We start from the raw sequence: 18,056 nt of genomic DNA, 5'->3' as shown, positions 1-18,056 counted from the left end.
TTGACGGCGACAGTAGCTCGCGGCCAGGGAGGGCTCGTGTGCAAGCTTTCCGTTAAGTGTCTTGTGATTCTGACGCTAGTCTCGGTTGTAATCTTCACCTTTATTGCATTCAGCGTCGAGACTCGGGCGGGCTGGGCTATGTGCCTGGTCATCGTCGCTATCCTCTGTGCGGCTTGGTCAGGAGTATTCGTCAAGGCTTTCTTTGGAAGTCTCCTCGCCCTTGTCAGCTGGAAGGGAACCGAACCCGATGCGCGCTTGTGCTATCAAGATGGCGTGATAGTTGCGGGCTAGCCGCAACATTTGCCCTCACTGCCTGTAGCCTGAATGCAATACCTGTGGAAGGATGAAGGCACAGCCAGGCGCAACGAAGAACTGATGGCAGAGTGGACAAATGGCACACCACGGCGCTGTCGACTCTCGATATCTCAGGGCTTCTGGCTCAGACGTTGTGCACCAATCTGAAGACGAGGCTGAATGGCGGGCAATCCTCGCGCACGAGCGGCTGACGTGGCGCGCGGATTTAACTGATGATGATCCGACAACAGGGACTGAGCACCAGCGGTAGCTCGGTTGCAGTATTGAGCTACGGACCATCGCCCCCGTCGCTGTACTCTTTGAACCAAGTGGCCCCGTTGCGCGGGAATCTTATTGCGTCGAGGGCGCAGTGTTCGCACCTCCCGGTGCAGCCGCCACCGGCGGCAGGTCGACGCGCTACACAGGACCGGTCCGTTAACGGTCGTTATGGGGCCGATCGTCGCCCGTTCCAATCTGACCGCGCTACGCCGCCTGGCTCCGTCCCAAAATCATGTCCCACCAATCAACTGTCCCGAAATGCTCGCTGTATCGTTTCAGGGCAAAACAGTAGAGCGAACACGAGCAGCTTGAAAGGGGCAAGCCATGGAGAGAGTTCGTTTCAGAGATCTCAAACCGTATGAGGTCGTCGCCAGTCTCGACGACCTGCACGGCCCAGCAAAGGGCACAATTAGTCTGCCAATCTGGGTTCGGTGGCTCGATGATGGTGACATTGACCTGACAGATCTCGGTGGTGCGCGTCTAGCCTATCAAGCTCTGCTTGCAGAAGGGACTGACGCGATCCAGGCGCAGCTGATGAACAAGGAAATTCTGCTCCGGCTGTGGCCGCAGCTGAGCCTAGATTCTCGCGTGCGTAACCTCTGGGAAGAGCGTTTCCCCGAGCTGAGAGTAGTACATACCTAGTCCTGAGGAGATGCAACACGACATCGCTCGTATCGCATTGCAAGAGTGCGGCCAGCAGCGGATTCGCGCCTGCGGACTCAGAATCCATTCGAGAGCACAGGCTTATTCATCTGCCCACGGCTGACGTCGATCTCATTACTGCCGTGTCAGCACAAGAAAAGTTCGGAGCTGCTGTCGGTACGATTGAGGAGCGCTTAGAGACTGCCGCCGATGAGGTTGAGATACCCCGACAGAGCGAATCCTTTGCGCGAATGGTCGGCACCCAGGCGATCTCGAAACTGAAATGGATCTCGGGTTCGACCATTTCATTAGCCACCCGAGCTTGCGTCGTTCGGAAAGCCACTCCGTTCTACTTTGCCGCGTCTCGGGGGCGACCTCGATCACGTTCGGCGCTGTCGCTGATTTTCGCGATCTGATCTTGCAGGCATCGCCGCAATCTTCGAATGCGCCTGAGGATCCACAACGTTCCAATCCTGTGTCACGCATGTGCCCAGGCTGTAACACGAACAGCGGCAGACCCGCAATGGCGTTGGTTAGACTGGCGGCATGTCAGATACAACTGCGCCTGAGTCGAGCATCGGTGTGCTCGTGGTTGAGGACGAGGCGGTCGCCGCCCGGGCCCACGCGAAGTACATCGAGCGCATCGACGGCTATCACCTCGCCGGTGTGGCGAAGAATGCCACTCAGGCGATGGCTGCTCTGACCGGAAAGATCTACGGTCTCAACGCGGACTGCATCAACCTCGTCCTCCTGGACATGAATCTCCCCGACGGCCACGGACTGCAGGTCTGCCGGGCCATCCGCGGCCACCGCGTCGACGTCGACATCATCGCCGTCACCGCGGCCCGGGACATGCAGATCGTCCAGGAGGCACTGTCCTACGGTGTTGCCCAATACATCATCAAACCGTTCACCTTCCCGGTCTTCAAATCCAAACTTGAGGCATATTCCTCCTTCCGCAACAGCCTCGGCGGGGACAGCACCGAAGGCGAGGTCACCCAGACCGACGTCGACACCGCGATCGCCGCACTGCGCACCCACACCGTGACCGCGACAGCGAAGGGCGTCCCGAACGCCGTGCAGACCGAAGTGAAGTCAGTCCTCGGCGACAAGCCCGGTCAGTCCGCCGCCGAGGTCGCTGAAGGTCTCGGTGTCTCCCGAGTGACCGCACGCCGGTACTTAGAGGCCATGGCCGACGCGGGCATGCTCAACCGCCGACCTCGATATGGGGCCGCAGGCAGGCCCGTTCTCGAATACACCGTCGTCGCCGACGACGACTGAACCACCCCTCGATACCCGGGCTCCATCCCCACCCAGCCCGGCAGGGCCGGTCAGGCACCACCGGTGCCGGGCCCCATCCCACCGGACTCAACGGGCCGCCCAACCGCCCAGTGCAGGCAGCAAGTGGACTTCCCGGCCGAGCCCATCGATGATTGACCTATGACAAAGAAGTCCACAATGTGGTTGGCCATCACCCTCGTCGTCGTGCTGCTGGCCGCAGCCGGTGTCTTCGCTTTCTTCACACTGCCGCTGAGGGCAGAGACAGCTGCAGAAGACGCCGCTGCGGACCTGAACAACGGAAGCATCGAATCCGATGTCTGGTCGGATCAGACGACGGCGACGAAGCTGCACGATCTGATTCTGGGGACTCTCGACCAGAGCATGAAGAATCGCTCGGTGGAGCTTAAGGGCACGAAGAAGCACGGTGATGACGTCGTCGCGACACTGACGTGGACCTGGACGAACCAGGAAGGTGAACCCTGGGAATACAGCTCTGAGCTTCCCCTGCACAAGAAGGGCCTGCTCTGGTCGGCCGAGCTGACTCCCACCGTGCTGCATCCGGAACTCGAAGACGGTCGAGTCCTCGTCTCGCAGACCACCCCAGGGCAAAGAGGTGCGATCCTCGGCGAAGACGACGAAGAGCTGATGGCCGAAGGTCCCGTCGTCGACATCGGCATCCACCCGGCCAAGCTCGAGAAAGCAGGGGATGGCGATGACACCCTGAGCACTCTCAAGGATGAACTCGATATCGATCTCACATCGTTGAAGGAACGTGTCGACAAGGCGGAGCCCGATCAGCTCGTTCCCGTCATCACCCTGCGTGAGAGTGACTACAAATTGGTCAGGGACTCGATCCACTCCCTGCCCGGCACCGTCTTCAACAGACACACTCAGCCGCTGAGCCGGAAGAAGGGCTTCGCCGGTCCGACTCTGGGAACGGCCGGAGCCGCCAGCGCCGAGGAGGTCGAAGCCTCTGACGGAAAGCTCACCGGCGAATCCGTTGTCGGAAAGAGCGGACTGCAGAAAGCCTACGATAAGCAGTTGAGCGGACCAGGCAGCGAAGCGATCTACATCAGCGACGCCGAGGCTGCGGAGGGCGGTGATGCCAAGGACGCGGAGGCAGGCGACGACGGCAAGTCCGCCGATCCCGTCCTCGTCCACGAATTCCCCGACCATGACGGTGAGAACATCACCACGACACTCAACGTCGACGTGCAGGAAGCGGCAGACAAGGCGGCCGCAACAGGCAAAAAGCCGACAGCGCTGGTGGCGATCCGGCCCAGCGACGGTCACATCCTCGCGGTGGCCAACCAGGACCCCGAGGGTGCTGCCTGGGACCGGGCGCTGACCGGCCAGTACGCACCCGGATCGGTATTCAAGGTCGCCTCCGGCCTGGCCCTGCTGGAGGCCGGAGTCACTGCGAAGACCACTCTCGACTGTCCGAAGACCACGACGGTCGATGGAAAGAGCTTCAAGAACGCCGAAGACCACGTGCTGGGCGAGGTGGCCTTCGAAGACGATTTCGCCGAATCCTGCAACACCGCCTTCGTCGATGCCGCGCAGAAGGTTTCGGGCTCAGAGGTGACAGATGCGGCGTCGAGCCTGGGCATGGACGACGTCGACCTGGGGCTTGGGGCGAAGATGGCGACCGTCCCCAGCGATGATGACGCAGTGACGCAAGCGGCGCAGATGATCGGTCAGGGCAAGGTCGTCTCCAGCCCGTTGGCGGTCGCGGTGATGGCCGCCTCCGTGGCCGAGGGCGACACGGTCAAACCCCTGCTCGTGACCTCTGACAAGAGCAAAAACGAGGACAAGGGCAAGGACAAGAGCACGATCGACGCCGACGCGGTCACCACGATGCAGAAGCTCATGCGCCGCGCAGTGACCGATGGCACCGCCAGCGCGCTGCAGGACGTCCCCGGCGAACCGGTCCACGGCAAGACCGGCACCGCCGAATACGGTGACAAGACCCCACCACGCACCCACTCCTGGTTCGCCGGTTATCAGGGCGACGTGGCCGTGGCCGTTCTCGTCGAGGACGGAGGATTCGGCGCCGAGGCGGCTGTGCCGGTGGCGAAGAAATTCTTCGAATCGCTCAACTGAGGAAGGCCCTCACTTCATGCGCAGGGCACGCATGACCTCGAACGCGGTGGTCAGCGTGCGGGCGAATCGCGACTGATCGAGCGGACCGAACGGAGCGATGGGAACCAGATTCTGCTCGGCGATGCTGTGCGTGTGCATGAACTGGTAGAGACCCTCAACTCCATGCCGATGGCCCATGCCTGAAGCCTTGACGCCGCCGGCCGGAGAGTCGATCGAACCCCAGGCGGCTACATAGGCCTCATTGACATTGACCATTCCAGACTCGAGCTGCCTGGCTGTCTCGAGCCCGCGGGACTGGGAGTAGACGCTGGCGTTGAGACCGTATTCGGAGGCGTTTGCCCGCTTGATCGCCTCGGCGTCGCTGGCCACCGGGTACACGGCGACGACAGGGCCGAAGGTCTCCTCGGCGAACAGCTCAGCCTCCTCGGTGACATCGGTGAGCACGGTCGGCAGGTAGAAGTAGGGGCCCAGCTCCGGGACCGGGCGGCCACCCGCGATGACCTGAGCTCCGCTCGCTCGGGCCTGTTCGATGTGTTCGCTGACTTGTGCCAACTGCTTCGGTCCAGCCAGGGAACCCATTCCGGGGCCGTAGGAGTAGTCGGAGCTGAGCTCGAGGTTCCGGGTCGCCTCGGCGAAATGGGCACAGAACTCGGGGTAGAGATCCTCGTGGACATAGATGCGCTCGATGGACAGGCACAGCTGACCGGCCGAGGAGAAGCACCCACGGACGGCACCGTCTACGGCCGAGGGAAGATCGGCATCGGAGAGGATGAGCATCGGGTTCTTGCCGCCGAGCTCAAGGGCGGTGGGAAGCAGACGCGAGGCCGCCTCGGCGGCAATGGAGCGACCCGCAGCGGTCGAGCCGGTGAAGGAGATCCCATCGGCACCGGCCATCAGAGCCGGGCCGACCTCGCTGCTGGGCCCGGGTACCAGCTGCCAGACTTCCGCGGGCAGGCCGCAGGCAATGGCCAGACGACGCATGATGATGGCGGTCAGGGTTGTCTGGCTGTCGGGTTTGTGCACCACGGCATTGCCGGCGATCAGGGCCGCGAGCAAGTCCGTTGCGCCCAAGGTCAGCGGATAGTTCCAAGGGGTGATGAACCCGACGACGCCCAGCGGTGTGCGGGTGACCTCGGTGCGGGTGAGGACGGGAACGGCGCCGCGACGGCGTTGCGGGCGCAGTCGGGCGGGAGCGGTCACACCATAGTGGCGGCACACGTTGTAGGTGTCGAGGATCTCGTCATAGGCGTGGATGCGGGCTTTGCCGGTCTCGTACTGGATGATGTCGAGGAGGAGATCTTCGTGCCGGCGCAATGCAGAATGCAGTCGCAGCAGCACCCGCGCCCGGTGTTCGGGGGACCGCGCTGCCCAGGCGTCAGCGGCGATGCGCGCGGTGGCGTAGGCGTTCTCGATGTCGGCCGGTGTGTTCTTAGCGAAGCGGGGAAGTTCGAGGCCGGTGAACGGGTCGGGGCTGACCATGCGATCACCGCTGCCCGAAGCCTCGGCATAGGGGTTGCTGTCGAGGAATTCGCGGAGCCGATCGGTGACATGTGTGAGTCGGTCCGAGGGGGTGGTGGTGCTGGTGACGTCCGTGTGCATCATGCCTCCGTGTCGTCAGTGAATGGGTGGATTGCTGCCTATGGAACCGCTAACTTACGCTACAGTATCTTCATGATCTCACGTGAACTGCGTCACGCCCTGAGTGGGGTCGGAGCTCCTGTCGCGGTCATCGATCTGGAGGCGTTCGACGCGAACGTCACCGTCTTGGCCCAGCGAGCCCAGGGGCTGCCGATCCGCATCGCCACGAAGTCCCTGCGCACTCCCGCTGCGATCGAGCGCGCGCTCGCCCACCCCGGCTACTCTGGGGTCTTCGCCTTCTCACTGCCGGAGGCGCTGATCCTCCAAGCTCGCGGGGTCCGCGATATCCTCGTCGGCTATCCCACCGTTGATCGGGGCAGTCTCACTCAGATGTTCGCCGAGGCGGGGGCCACCCAGAACATCACCCTGATGATCGACTGCCCCACCCACCTCGATATCATCGACAGCGCCCGCAGCGATGCAGAGGCCGGTGCCACGGCAGGCGACGCGAGAGTAGGCGACGCGGCGGCCGGCGGCACGGCACAGACTGTGCGCGTGTGCATCGACATCGATGCCTCGTACCGCCTCGGCTCAGGGGTGCTGAGCAGTCGGATCCATATCGGGGCCAGGCGCTCTCCGATCCGCGATTCGGCCGCTGCCGTCGACCTCGCCGCACAGGTCATGGCCCGCCCGGAGACCACCCTCGTCGGGCTGATGTCCTACGAGGGGCAGGTCGCCGGCACCGCCGATGCCGGGCCAACGCCCAAGCAGGCCATGGTGCGTGCCATGCAGAAGCGTTCGATCGCCGAGCTGAAGGTCCGGCGCAGAAGCGTCGTCGATGCGGTGCGTGAACTCACCGACCTCGAATTCGTCAACGGCGGCGGCACCGGGTCCTTCGAATCCAGCGTGGCCGAGGGCACTCTGACGGAACTGGCCGCCGGCTCCGGACTCTTCTCCCCAGGACTCTTCGACGGCTACACCCACTTCCGACACGAGCCGGCCGCCTACTTCGCCACCCCCGTGGTGCGCCGACCTGGACCCGGCTGGGTGACGGTCTTCAAAGGGGGATTCATCGCCTCCGGCGTGCCTGGAGCCGACCGTGTCCCGACGATTGCCTGGCCCCCTGGACTCGACTACGCGGGACTCGAAGGTGCTGGTGAAGTCCAGACCCCACTGACCGGTCCCGGCACCGAAGATCTGCGCATCGGCGACCTCGTCTGGTTCAGACATGCCAAGGCCGGTGAGCTCGCCGAGCACTTCAATGAGTTCCTCGTCGTCTCAGGAGCCCAGATCGTCGACTCGTGGTCGACCTATCGCGGACAGGGGTGGGTGCTGTGACCCGCAGCGGCAGACCGACTCAGCGACAGCTGTTCCGGAACTGGTCCGGGCACGTCCACTCCCATCCGCACACCTTCCTCAGGCCCACCTCGGCGGGGGAACTGGGCGAGATCCTGCGGTCCGCGGCCGGTCAACGGGTCAGACCCGTCGGTGCAGGGCACTCGTTCACCCCCGTGGCCGCGGGAGACGATGTCATGATCAGCCTCGACCACCTCAGCGGAATCATCGCCGTCGATGAGGAGTCCGGGCGGGTGCGTTTCCACGCGGGCACCCGGCTGCGCGACATTCCGGCCCTGCTCGCGCCCTTCGGGCTGGCCCTGGCCAATCAGGGCGACGTCAATCCGCAGGCGCTCGCCGGAGCGATCTCGACGAGCACACACGGGACCGGGCTCGGGTTCACCGGGTTCGCGGGGACCGTCTCCGGTCTCTCGCTCATGGGACCCGACGGCACCGTGATCGACCTGTCGCCCACGACTCAACCGGAGATCTTCGACCTGGCCCGCGTCAGCCTCGGCGTGCTGGGCATCGTCACGGAGATCGAGCTGCAGTGCGTGCCGGCCTTCGACCTCATCGCCGAGGAGATCGTGACGGATGTCGACGAGCTGCTGGCCGACCTCGAACCACGGATGCGCGCAGCCGACCATTTCGAGTTCTACTGGTTCCCGCACACCGACACCGCTCTGACCAAGACGAACACCCGTGTCGGGCTCGGTGAGATCGGCCCGGGCCACCTCGCTGAGGCAGGGGTGCGCAATCGATTCCTCAACCTCTTCGACAAGGAAGTCATCGAAAACGGTGCCCTTCGCCTAGCCGTCGAGCTCGGATCGGCGGTGCCCAGCCTCGTCCCGCGCATCAATCGGATCGCCCAATCCGCCGTCTCGGACAGAACCTACCGAGCACCGGGACACGACGTCTTCGTGACGCCCCGGCGGGTGCGGTTCAACGAGATGGAGTATGCGCTTCCCTTCGAATCCGGCGCCGAGGCGATCCGTGAGATCCGTCGCACGATCGAGTCGAGAGGATGGTCGATCTCGTTCCCGATCGAAGTCAGATCTGCCGCCGCCGATGATGTTCCACTCTCGACCGCCTTCGGGCGCGAGACGATGTACATCGCCGTGCACCGGTTCGTGAAGGACGACTTCGCCGAGTACTTCCGTGTCGTCGAACAGATCTGTCGACGTTATGGGGGCCGCCCGCACTGGGGCAAGATCCACGCTCTGGGCGCCGATGATCTGCGTGAGCTCTATCCGCGTTTCGAGGACTTCTGTGCGCTGCGGGAGAAGCTGGACCCGCACGCGATGTTCGGGAACCGATTCACCGATTCTCTGTTCGGGCTGGGGTCGTTCGGGCTCGGCTCGCGCGCGGGCTGAGAATTCTCCGCTGACCTGCCCACAGGCTCCCACCAGCAGTAAGGTGGGCAGGAAAGGCTCGACGAGCAGCTTTGTCCGTGGTCGTTGAGAGATATGGCCGCAGCATTCCCTAGGAAATGGACTCCTCGATGTCAGATTTCGAATCGCAGGCCCAGTCGGACCCAGCAGCCTCCAACAGCCCGGAGAAGGAGAAGGGGCGCCGTCGATCGATGATGGTCGCGGCCTTCGGCACCATCGTCGAATGGTATGACTTCTCGATCTTCTTCTATGTCGCGACCATTCTGACCAAGGAATTCTTCGGCGATCGCCCCGATTCGCTCCTGCTCACCCTGGGTGTCGGAGCCGCCGGGTTCCTGTTCCGGCCACTGGGCGCCATGGTTTTCGGCCACCTCGGCGACAGGGTCGGACGCAAGTCCGCATTGGTCGTCTCCGCTGTGCTCATGGCCGTCGCGATGCTCGGAATCGCGATTATGCCCGGATATGACACGATCGGCATCTGGGCCGGCGTCGGCATGGTCTTCTTCCGCTGCCTGTCCGGATTCTCCGTCGGGGCCGAGTACACCGGGATCATGGTCTTCCTGATGGAATCGGCTGGCAGCAAGCGCCGGGGACTCGCAGCCAGCTGGGCGGCTGCCAACAGTGAGGTCGGGGCCCTGCTCGCGGTGGGCTCCGGAGCACTGCTAGCAAGCACACTCTCGGCCGAGGCGATGAGCTCGTGGGGCTGGCGAGTCCTGTTCATCCTCGGTGCACTGCTTGCCGCACTGATGATCCCGCTCCGTCGCATGATGGAGGAGACCGACACCTTCAAGCGACTGCAGGCCGCGGAGAAGACGAAGCAGGCGCAGACCGCCAAGAGCGACAAGCCTGTGGCCTCACGCGGTCGCTCCCCGCTGCTCATCGCCTTCCTCCAGCAGCCCCGCGCGATCCTCGTCGCGTTCCTGATCTCCTCGATCGGATCGGTCAGCTACTTCCTCAACATCACCTATGTACCGACCTATATCGAAGAGGTCTCTCAGGTGAAGAACTCCGGGTCACTGGCACTGGGCACCATCGCCGCCGTCGTGGCGATCGTCATCACGCCGCTGTTCGGCATCGCCTCGGACCGCTTCGGGCGCAAGAAGACTCTGGCGGTGCTCATGGCCGTCTTCATCCTCACCACCATTCCCGCCTACGCGCTGTTGGCCGATGGGAACTCCGGCGTCGCGATCTTCGGTGTGGCGTTCCTTGCTGTGCCAGCCGCCGGATGGAGTGCTGTGGCGGCGGCCATGGTCCCCGAGCAGTTCACCGGCACCAGCCGCTTCTCTGGAATGGCGATCGGCTACAACGTGGCCACGGTCCTCTTCGGCGGACTCTCCCCACTGATTGCGACAGCGCTGATGAGCTCGACTGGTCTCACCTTGGCCCCAGCGATCTATGCGACCGTCATCGTCGTCGTAGCCGGCATTCCGACCCTGTTCCTGGCCCGCAATATGGCGGGCAGGCCCTTGGCGGAAGTGGACCGCGACAAGGATCTCGTCCCGGCCTGAGGTCAGTGCCGGGGGAGTCGGTGCAGCAGCCAGGTGACGATCTCCGGCCACGCCCTCTCGGCGACCGAGCGCCGAAACAGACCATGATGCCCGATTCGGTCGACCTCGAGTTCCTCAGGTGTGAAGGTGCGTCGCTGCACCTCGGCGAGGCGGACATGGTCGACGAGCGCGTCGACCTGGGCTGCTGAGGCCCAGTTGTCGTCGCTGGCACCGACGGCGAGCACGGGCGTGCGCAAGCGTGCCATCCGTGCGGTGGCACCCAGGCTCGGATCGTCGAAGAAATACTCGGACATCTGCACCCAGCGACCCCATTCGAGCATGGCCGCGGTCGGGATGTCCTCACCGAGGCCGAGGCGTTTGCCGGGAGCGTAGCCGACGAGTGGACTGATGAGAGGGCCGAGCGCCCTGAGAATGAGCCCGACGCGCAGTCGTTCGCTGCGGGGATTGATATCTTGCAGTGCCGCCAATGCTGTGCCCACGGTGACGATGCCGTGCAGTCCCGCGTTAGCGTTGCCCAACAGCAGAGCATGGCCGCCGAGGCTGTGTCCGATTGCCAGCTTCGGCAGCTCCGGGTATTCACGGTTGGCCCAGGCCGCGACGGCATTCGCGTCCTCTTGCATCCAGTCACGCATCCGCAGCCTGGCGTGCTCACTCGCCGGCCCCGAGGCGGCGACGCCGCGCACATCGTAGGTGAGCACTGCCAGCCCTCGGTCGACGGCGTATTCGGCGAACTTCGTGTAGAAGCGAGCCGGAGTCGCCGTGGCAGGATGGACCGTGAGAAATCCGACCGGGGTTTCTGGCGGCATCAGCACAGTGCCGACCACGTGACTGTGCCGCTCGGATTCGCCTGCCGTCTGGTGTCTGTTGCCGGTGGTTTCGCTGTGTGGGCCACCGGTGACCGGAATACGCACGGAACTCATCATTGTGCTCGTCATGAGCACAAGGTTAATGAAGAACTCGCAAATTATCTACTGTTCAGTAACAGTGATTTCCGTGCGCCGAGCTCAGCTCTGGGAGCGAGCCTTCCAATCGGCGACCTCTGATTCGGCCAGCTGTGCGGCAACGCCGATGTAGGTGGCCGGGGTCAGTGCGGTCAGCAGCTGAGTCTCGGCCTCGGGCAGTCCGAGGCCGGCGACGAAGGTCTGCAGATCGGCCTGATCGATGCGCTTTCCGCGAGTGAGTTCCTTGAGTGTTTCGTAGGGGTTGTCCATTCCGGGCACACCCTGCAGCCCGGCAGCGCGCATGACCGACTGGATCGCTTCGCCGAGAACCTCCCAGTTGGAGTTGAGGTCGGCATTCAGGGCCTCTTCATTGATGGCGAGCCGTTCGAGGCCCTTGACCAGGTTGTTCAGCGCCAGCACGGAGTGGCCGTAGGCGACGCCGATGTTGCGCTGTGAGGTCGAGTCGGTGAGGTCACGCTGCATCCGAGATGTGACCAGAGTGGAGGCCAGCGAGTCGAGCAGGGCGCACGAGAGCTCGAGATTGGCCTCGGCGTTCTCGAAGCGGATCGGATTGACCTTGTGCGGCATCGTCGAGGACCCGGTCGCACCGGCAACGGGGATCTGCTTGAAGTAGTTCATTGAGATGTAGGTCCACATATCCGTCGCCAGATTGTGGGCGATGCGATTGAACCGGGCGATGTCTGCGAAGAGCTCAGCATCCCAGTCGTGGGATTCGATCTGCGTGGTCAGCGGGTTGAAGGTCAGCCCCAGGCTGCCTTCGACGAAGGTTTTGGCCAGCTTGGGCCAGTCGGCGCCGGGAACGGCGGCCAGATGAGCCGAATAGGTCCCGGTCGCACCATTGATCTTGCCGAGGAATTCGCTTGCCTCGACACGTTCGAACTGGCGGCGCAGCCGGTGGACGAACACCGCGAGCTCCTTGCCCATCGTCGTCGGCGTCGCCGGCTGACCGTGGGTGTGGGAGAGCATCGGGACCTCTGCCAGCGCCGAGGCGGTGTCGGCCAATGAGTCGATGAGCGCCTTGGCGCGGGGCAGCCACACATCAGCGGTGGCGCCCTTGACGCCCAGGGCCCAGGACAGATTGTTGATGTCCTCGGAGGTGCAGCAGAAGTGGACGAGTTCGCTGAGATCGTCGGCGCCGAGTTCGACTAGCGCTTCTTTGATTGTGTACTCGACGGCTTTGACGTCGTGAACCGTCACAGCCTCGTGGGCGGCGAGGGTGGCGATCGTGTCGGCATCGAAATTCTCGGCGAAGGCGCGCAGGCCACTGACCTCATCGTCGGTGAGACGACGCACCCCGTCGATCACAGAGTTCTGAGCCAGGTGGATGAACCACTCGACCTCCACCGTGATCCGGTTGCGGTTCAGGGCTGCCTCGGACAGGTGGTCAACGAGGTCAGCGGTGTCTTTGCGATAACGGCCATCAAGTGGTCCGAGGGCGATGGCGGGCGTGATGTCAGCAAGCGAAACGGTCGGCATGCCCCCATTTTCTCATGAGCCGCACACGGGCGTGGAACCGACCGCCAGATGGTCAGGGCAGCGCTTGCAGCCGCTGAGGACTCGCGATCGTCCGGCGGTGGAATCTGCCCTGACTTCGACGTGGAATTCCTGTGGATGGTCAACGAGCGTCCACAGGGTGCTGACGTGCGCTTTCGGCAGCAGTCGCCGGTTCGTACGGTGAAGGCTGAATCGGACAGGAGGATGACAGTGATCACCGATGAGCTGGCACTCAACCGGGATGGATGGAGGCGACGAGCGAACGAGCTGCGGAGTCTGGCGCAGACCTGTCGGCAGGTGCAGGGGTGGGACTCTCCGGCGGGACGGATGCTCAGCGACCGTCTTCTGACTTGTTCGGACTCGATCAACACGCTGGCGGAGAGAGCCGACAAGCTCGCCGAAGCCTACGACCTGCACCTGCAGGTCGTCTCGGTGGGAGGTCGGATCCAGATATGAGCGACACGACGAAGCCGGGAGCCGAGCCGGGCGACAAGTGGTTCGCCGTCGACGCAGCACGCATTATGAGGCTTCCCGAGCGTCTGAGGGTGCTTTGGCCCCGCGAACTGATGCCAGGTGCACACGCTGTCCCGGGCACCTCCTCGGGGGCGGTGTCGGGTAGATCCCCAGCTGTGGGGACGACGATGAGGGAGACGGTGATGTTGGGGGAGCCCGTCGGCGGGTCATCGAAGCGCGGACTCGATGTGCTCACGGCCTGGTTGGCCGGTTTCACTGCGGAGCTCAACCTCACCCGTTCGCGGATCACCATCGTCATCAGCTCCGGGGCTGAGACCGTCCAGATCGAGGTGTCCCTGTGCGATGACATCTGTCTGGCGATCCTGGTGCTGCACGGTGGAGACTTCGAAGAATTCGCTGACTTCCAGCTCCTCAGACGCCTCCGGCCTCAGGACCTCGCGCAGGTCACCGAGGAGCTGTGTGCGTTGGTCGAGAAGGACTGCGTGCTCACCCTGACCTACCTCGACGAATCCAAGGTCGCCGGCATGGAGTTCCTCCACAGAGTGGACGGGGTCTGGTCCCGCCCGACACTCGAACGTGAGGGCGAGGCGATCACGGTCGGAGCCGAGCACAGGCTCGACGGCAACGCGGTGCGGCTCCTTCTTGCTGCGACCATGACTCGACTGCAGACAACGGTGTTCTCGCGGTCGTCGATGACCGGGATCCGGTCATGATCGAAACCCGAACCGCCGGTGGTCCGCAGCTGAAGATCGATGATCGAGCAGACTCCAGCGGCGACGAACTGCAGCGAATCTGCGGCCACATCGGTGACCTGAACGTGGAAGGGCTGCGAGCTGACTTCGACCTGGCCACGCTCCTGACACAGGTTCCCTCACCTCTCACTGCGATCAATCTCGATGCCGCTCGGGCCGTCTACCATCACGAGTCGGCACTCGTGCTCATCGAACTCGAAGCCACCGTCCTGGCGGTGAGAACCGCAGCCCTCGCCTACCGACAGGCGGAGAAGGGGATCAGTGACACCTTCGGCGGACTCCTCGACTACTTCGGCTACGTCACCGGTCGCGTCATCGCCATCAGCCTGCCTGCGCTCATTCCCATCGGCGTTGCGGTCGGAGCACCGATCTATCTGGGACTGAAGTTCCTCGACGTCACGGGTCTCGACGATGTCGTGGCCAAACACTTCGGCATCGACCTGGCGCAGACGAAGGCGGCGGCGAAGGAAGCCTTCGTAGCTCTCGTGTTCGAGAATTCAGATGTCTCCGGAGCCATCATCGAACATGTGCTGCCGGGCATCGTCGTCGGCTTCATGGGATTGCCGCCGACGGTGCTGGCCACCGACGGCGATCATGCACTGTGGCCACACGACTCGTCATCGATGACGGCCTGGATCCTGGGAGGCGCGAACATGTTCGGGCTGCTTCTGCCTTCCGACGTTGAGGTCTGGAAAGCCAAAGGGATCACTGCGCCCGATGACGAGCCGCCGCGCGACATCGAGGACCTCTACCGCAGAGAAGCCGACCGCCATCGCGGTGTCGATTCCGGACAGGTGCGGATTGAGGAGATCACCGACGCTGACGGCACGACCCGCTACATCGTCTACATTCCGGCGACGAGCGATTGGTCGCCGGAACCCGGCCAAAACACCACAGATCTGACGACGAACGTGCAGGCGATGGCCGGCAACGACACCGTCATGGCAGAGATGGTCCGCCAGGCCATCGCCGATGCGAACATCGGGGCAGACAGCGAGGTCATGCTGGTCGGCTATTCGCAGGGAGGGATCATCGCCGGTTCGCTGGCCGCCGATCCGGCATTCCTCAACGATGTGAATGTCACTGCCCTCTTCACCGTGGGTGCACCGATCTCAGACTTCCCAGTTGATGAGGGCATCGATGTCCTCTCCATCGAACATGAACAGGATCTGGTGCCCGACCTCGACGGCAATGAGAATCCAGCCGCAGACCATTGGTCGACGATCACCGTCGACTACGACCCCGAGGCGCTGCGCCAGGCCCCGAGCCTGAGGGGCAAGACAGATGCTGAACTCGACGATATGTTCTCCTCCGCCGGAGCCGCTCATTCCTCCGCCGCCTACAGCGCCTCGATCGGACTCATGCTCGCAGGCGGCCATGCCGGCCTCAATCGCTTCACCGAGAGGAACTCAGGGTTCTTCTCCGGTGATCTCAAGGAGACAAGGGACTACCAGGGCAAACGCAAGCGAACATGAACGCTGCCAAGGGCGGGGCAACCTCGGCGAGGTAGGGCTCTGAAGTGCTCGGACGTGCGTTTGTCGGACGTTGGAACAACTCTGCGACCATCGACAATTAGGCCCGGAGAGCTTTGGATGTGGACCACACGCGTGGAGTTCGCCTCCTAGGCTGAACCCGACCATAACAATTGGCGCTCGACGCACGTTGCCGAAGTGGCATGCAGTCGGTGGATTCGGTATCGTGGTAGCACCTGTGAATCACATCACTCGAAGGCGAGATCTCACACCAGAGGCCCCGCCTGAAGGACACCGTCCACCACTGGTCACCTCCGGTGCGCTTGGACCTTGAACAAAGGAGAACTGGAATGACTTCCAACATTTCAGTGGGAACCGGGACTGCCCACAGTCAGGCTTCGGAACCTCGGATGATCCAGATGCTCACCGAAGACGGCAATCGCGTCGAATCCGGTGAATATGACGCCTTCGCAGCAGAACTCACCGATGAGGATCTGCGCGGCTTCTACCGGGACATGGTCCTGGTGCGTCGCATCGATGCTGAGGGTGCGGCCCTGCAGCGCCAAGGACAGCTCGGCCTCTGGGCGCCGATGTTCGGTCAGGAAGCAGCTCAGATCGGAATGGGACGGGCAGCTCGCCCCCAGGACTTCGTCTTCCCCACCTACCGCGAACACGGCCTCGCCTACACCCGCGGAGTCGAACCGGAAACTCTCCTCGGCATGTTCCGCGGTCAGGACCACGGCGGTTGGGACCCTCAGGAACACCGCTTCCACACATACACCATCGTCATCGGATCCCAGACCCTGCACGCCACCGGCTACGCCATGGGTGTGTCCATGGACGGCGACGTCGGCACCGGTGACCTCGAACGCGACACTGCGGCCATCGCCTGCTTCGGCGACGGAGCCACCTCGCAGGGCGATGTCTCGGAGGCACTGACCTTCGCCGGAGCCTTCCACGCACCTGTGCTGTTCTTCTGCCAGAACAACCAGTGGGCCATCTCTGAACCCACCCACGTCCAGACCGCTGCACCACTGTGCAAGCGCGGCGAAGGATTCGGTGTTCCCGGCCTGCGTGTCGACGGCAACGACATCATCGCGATGTACGCCGTGGCCAGGGCCAGCCTGGATTCGGTTCGCGCCGGCAACGGCCCGATGCTCATCGAGGCCTTCACCTACCGTCGCGGTGCTCACACCACGGCAGATGATCCGACGAAGTATCGCGATGCAGCCGAAGAGGAGATCTGGGAGGACCGCGACCCGCTCAAGCGCCTCAAAGCCTACCTCGACAACCACACCGAAACCGGCGAGGAATTCTTCGCCGAGGTCGACGCCGAGGCCGATACCCTCGCCGCCCGCATCCGCCACAACTGCATGACCATGGAAGATCCCGACCCTGTCGAGATGTTCGCCCATGTCACCTCCGGACCTCACCCCCTCGTCGACGAGGAACGTGCGGAATTCCTCGCATACCAGGCCTCGTTCGCCGATGCAGGTGAGGCCTGATGGAGAAACTTCCCCTGTCAAAGGCCATCACGGCCGGAATGCGCAAAGCCATGGAGGACGACCCGAAGGTCGTCCTCATCGGTGAGGACATCGGAAAGCTCGGCGGCGTCTTCCGCGTCACCGAGGGCCTGCAGAAGGACTTCGGTCCGCAGCGGGTCATCGATGCGCCGCTGGCCGAATCCGGCATCGTGGGCACCTCGATCGGCATGGCCATCCGCGGCTACCGCCCGGTCATCGAGATCCAGTTCGATGCCTTCATCTTCCCTGCCTACGACCAGATCGTGACGCAGGTGGCCAAGCTCTACAACCGCACCCTGGGCAAGGAACGAGTTCCGCTCGTCATCCGCGTGCCCTACGGCGGCGGAATCGGATCACCCGAACACCACTCGGAGAGCCCGGAAACCGTCTTCGCCCACCACGCAGGACTGCGTCTGGTCTCACCCTCGAATGCTCATGACGCCTACTGGATGATGCAGGAAGCGATCAAGAGCGACGATCCGGTGATGTTCTTCGAACCCAAGCGCCGCTACTGGCTGCGCGGGGACGTCGACACCGCGAATCGCGGCGAGCTGGGAATGCACGACGCCAGCGTCGTCTCCGAAGGCAACGACGTCACCCTGGTGGCCTATGGCCCTCTGGTGCCGACGGCCAAGGACGTTGTCGCAGCTGCTGCGGATGAAGGCAAGAGCGTCGAGCTCATCGACCTGCGCAGCCTCAGCCCGATCGACTTCGCGACGATCGAGAAATCGGTGAAGAAGACCGGTCGTCTCGTCGTCGCCCACGAGGCACCGACGTTCCTGGGTCTCGGCTCCGAGATCGCGGCACGAATGTCAGAACGCTGCTTCTTCAACCTCGAGGCCCCGGTTATCCGAGTCGGCGGCTATCACACGCCATACCCCGGCTCGCGGATGGAAGAGCACTACCTGCCCGACCTGGATCGCATCTTCGACGGTGTCGACCGGGCACTGGCCTACTGACTCAAGGAG

14 protein-coding genes are annotated in these 18,056 nt (G+C 63.5%); 11 read left to right on the top strand and 3 right to left on the bottom strand.

Features of this window, described 5'->3' with window-relative positions; translation table 11 throughout:
* The first annotated feature begins 897 nt into the window (after positions 1 to 897).
* The 3 genes from LQ788_RS18635 (at position 898) to LQ788_RS18625 (ending at position 4,599) form a co-directional block, all read left to right on the top strand.
* On the top strand, positions 898 to 1,215 hold the full coding sequence (locus tag LQ788_RS18635) for a transcriptional regulator (protein ID WP_231443619.1): 318 nt from the start codon (positions 898 to 900) through the stop codon (positions 1,213 to 1,215).
* 546 nt (positions 1,216 to 1,761) lie between these two features.
* On the top strand, positions 1,762 to 2,496 hold the full coding sequence (locus LQ788_RS18630) for a response regulator (RefSeq protein WP_231443618.1): 735 nt from the start codon (positions 1,762 to 1,764) through the stop codon (positions 2,494 to 2,496).
* 159 nt (positions 2,497 to 2,655) lie between these two features.
* Positions 2,656 to 4,599 (top strand): penicillin-binding transpeptidase domain-containing protein, encoded by a 1,944-nt coding sequence (locus LQ788_RS18625; RefSeq protein ID WP_231443616.1) that lies wholly within the window; start codon positions 2,656 to 2,658, stop codon positions 4,597 to 4,599.
* A 9-nt stretch (positions 4,600 to 4,608) separates the two neighbouring features.
* Here LQ788_RS18625 and LQ788_RS18620 read toward each other — a convergent pair whose 3' ends face one another.
* On the bottom strand, positions 4,609 to 6,201 hold the full coding sequence (locus tag LQ788_RS18620) for a succinic semialdehyde dehydrogenase (RefSeq protein ID WP_231443614.1): 1,593 nt from the start codon (positions 6,199 to 6,201) through the stop codon (positions 4,609 to 4,611).
* Between the two features lie 69 nt (positions 6,202 to 6,270).
* Between LQ788_RS18620 and LQ788_RS18615 the strand changes: the two genes are divergently transcribed.
* The 3 genes from LQ788_RS18615 to LQ788_RS18605 all read left to right on the top strand — a co-directional run bounded on the left by LQ788_RS18615 (position 6,271) and on the right by LQ788_RS18605 (position 10,411).
* A complete protein-coding gene (locus tag LQ788_RS18615; protein ID WP_231443612.1) occupies positions 6,271 to 7,515 on the top strand; it encodes an amino acid deaminase/aldolase in 1,245 nt (414 codons plus the stop codon).
* Entirely contained in the window at positions 7,479 to 8,885 is a 1,407-nt protein-coding gene (locus LQ788_RS18610; protein WP_231443610.1) for a D-arabinono-1,4-lactone oxidase, read from the top strand. Before LQ788_RS18615 ends, LQ788_RS18610 begins: the two co-directional genes overlap by 37 nt.
* Positions 8,886 to 9,013: 128 nt before the next feature.
* Positions 9,014 to 10,411, top strand: coding sequence for an MFS transporter (locus tag LQ788_RS18605; protein WP_231443609.1), 1,398 nt, complete (start codon positions 9,014 to 9,016; stop codon positions 10,409 to 10,411).
* A gap of 2 nt (positions 10,412 to 10,413) precedes the next feature.
* On the opposite strand, the gene LQ788_RS18600 is transcribed toward LQ788_RS18605, so the two are convergent.
* The gene (locus LQ788_RS18600) at positions 10,414 to 11,346 is read right to left on the bottom strand and encodes an alpha/beta hydrolase family protein (protein ID WP_231443607.1); all 933 of its coding nucleotides are present in this window, start codon (positions 11,344 to 11,346) and stop codon (positions 10,414 to 10,416) included.
* A 69-nt stretch (positions 11,347 to 11,415) separates the two neighbouring features.
* Positions 11,416 to 12,849 (bottom strand): adenylosuccinate lyase, encoded by a 1,434-nt coding sequence (gene purB / locus LQ788_RS18595; RefSeq protein WP_231443605.1) that lies wholly within the window; start codon positions 12,847 to 12,849, stop codon positions 11,416 to 11,418.
* Positions 12,850 to 12,897: 48 nt separating this feature from the next.
* Between purB and LQ788_RS18590 the strand changes: the two genes are divergently transcribed.
* The 5 genes from LQ788_RS18590 (at position 12,898) to LQ788_RS18570 (ending at position 18,047) form a co-directional block, all read left to right on the top strand.
* Complete coding sequence (locus tag LQ788_RS18590; RefSeq protein ID WP_231443603.1) at positions 12,898 to 13,323, top strand: hypothetical protein; 426 nt, start codon at positions 12,898 to 12,900, stop codon at positions 13,321 to 13,323.
* Positions 13,320 to 14,054 (top strand): hypothetical protein, encoded by a 735-nt coding sequence (locus LQ788_RS18585; RefSeq protein ID WP_231443601.1) that lies wholly within the window; start codon positions 13,320 to 13,322, stop codon positions 14,052 to 14,054. The genes LQ788_RS18590 and LQ788_RS18585 overlap by 4 nt, the downstream gene beginning before the upstream one ends.
* Entirely contained in the window at positions 14,051 to 15,568 is a 1,518-nt protein-coding gene (locus LQ788_RS18580) for a hypothetical protein (RefSeq protein WP_231443599.1), read from the top strand. Before LQ788_RS18585 ends, LQ788_RS18580 begins: the two co-directional genes overlap by 4 nt.
* Before the next feature lie 347 nt (positions 15,569 to 15,915).
* Positions 15,916 to 17,070 (top strand): pyruvate dehydrogenase (acetyl-transferring) E1 component subunit alpha, encoded by a 1,155-nt coding sequence (gene pdhA / locus LQ788_RS18575; RefSeq protein WP_231443597.1) that lies wholly within the window; start codon positions 15,916 to 15,918, stop codon positions 17,068 to 17,070.
* Entirely contained in the window at positions 17,070 to 18,047 is a 978-nt protein-coding gene (locus LQ788_RS18570; RefSeq protein ID WP_231443595.1) for an alpha-ketoacid dehydrogenase subunit beta, read from the top strand. Before pdhA ends, LQ788_RS18570 begins: the two co-directional genes overlap by 1 nt.
* Positions 18,048 to 18,056: the final 9 nt, after the last annotated feature.

The organism is Brevibacterium zhoupengii (assembly GCF_021117425.1).
Classification (GTDB): domain Bacteria; phylum Actinomycetota; class Actinomycetes; order Actinomycetales; family Brevibacteriaceae; genus Brevibacterium; species Brevibacterium zhoupengii.
The sequence above is the reverse complement of the archived record's forward strand: the minus strand, read 5'-3'. Positions and strand labels throughout refer to the sequence as shown.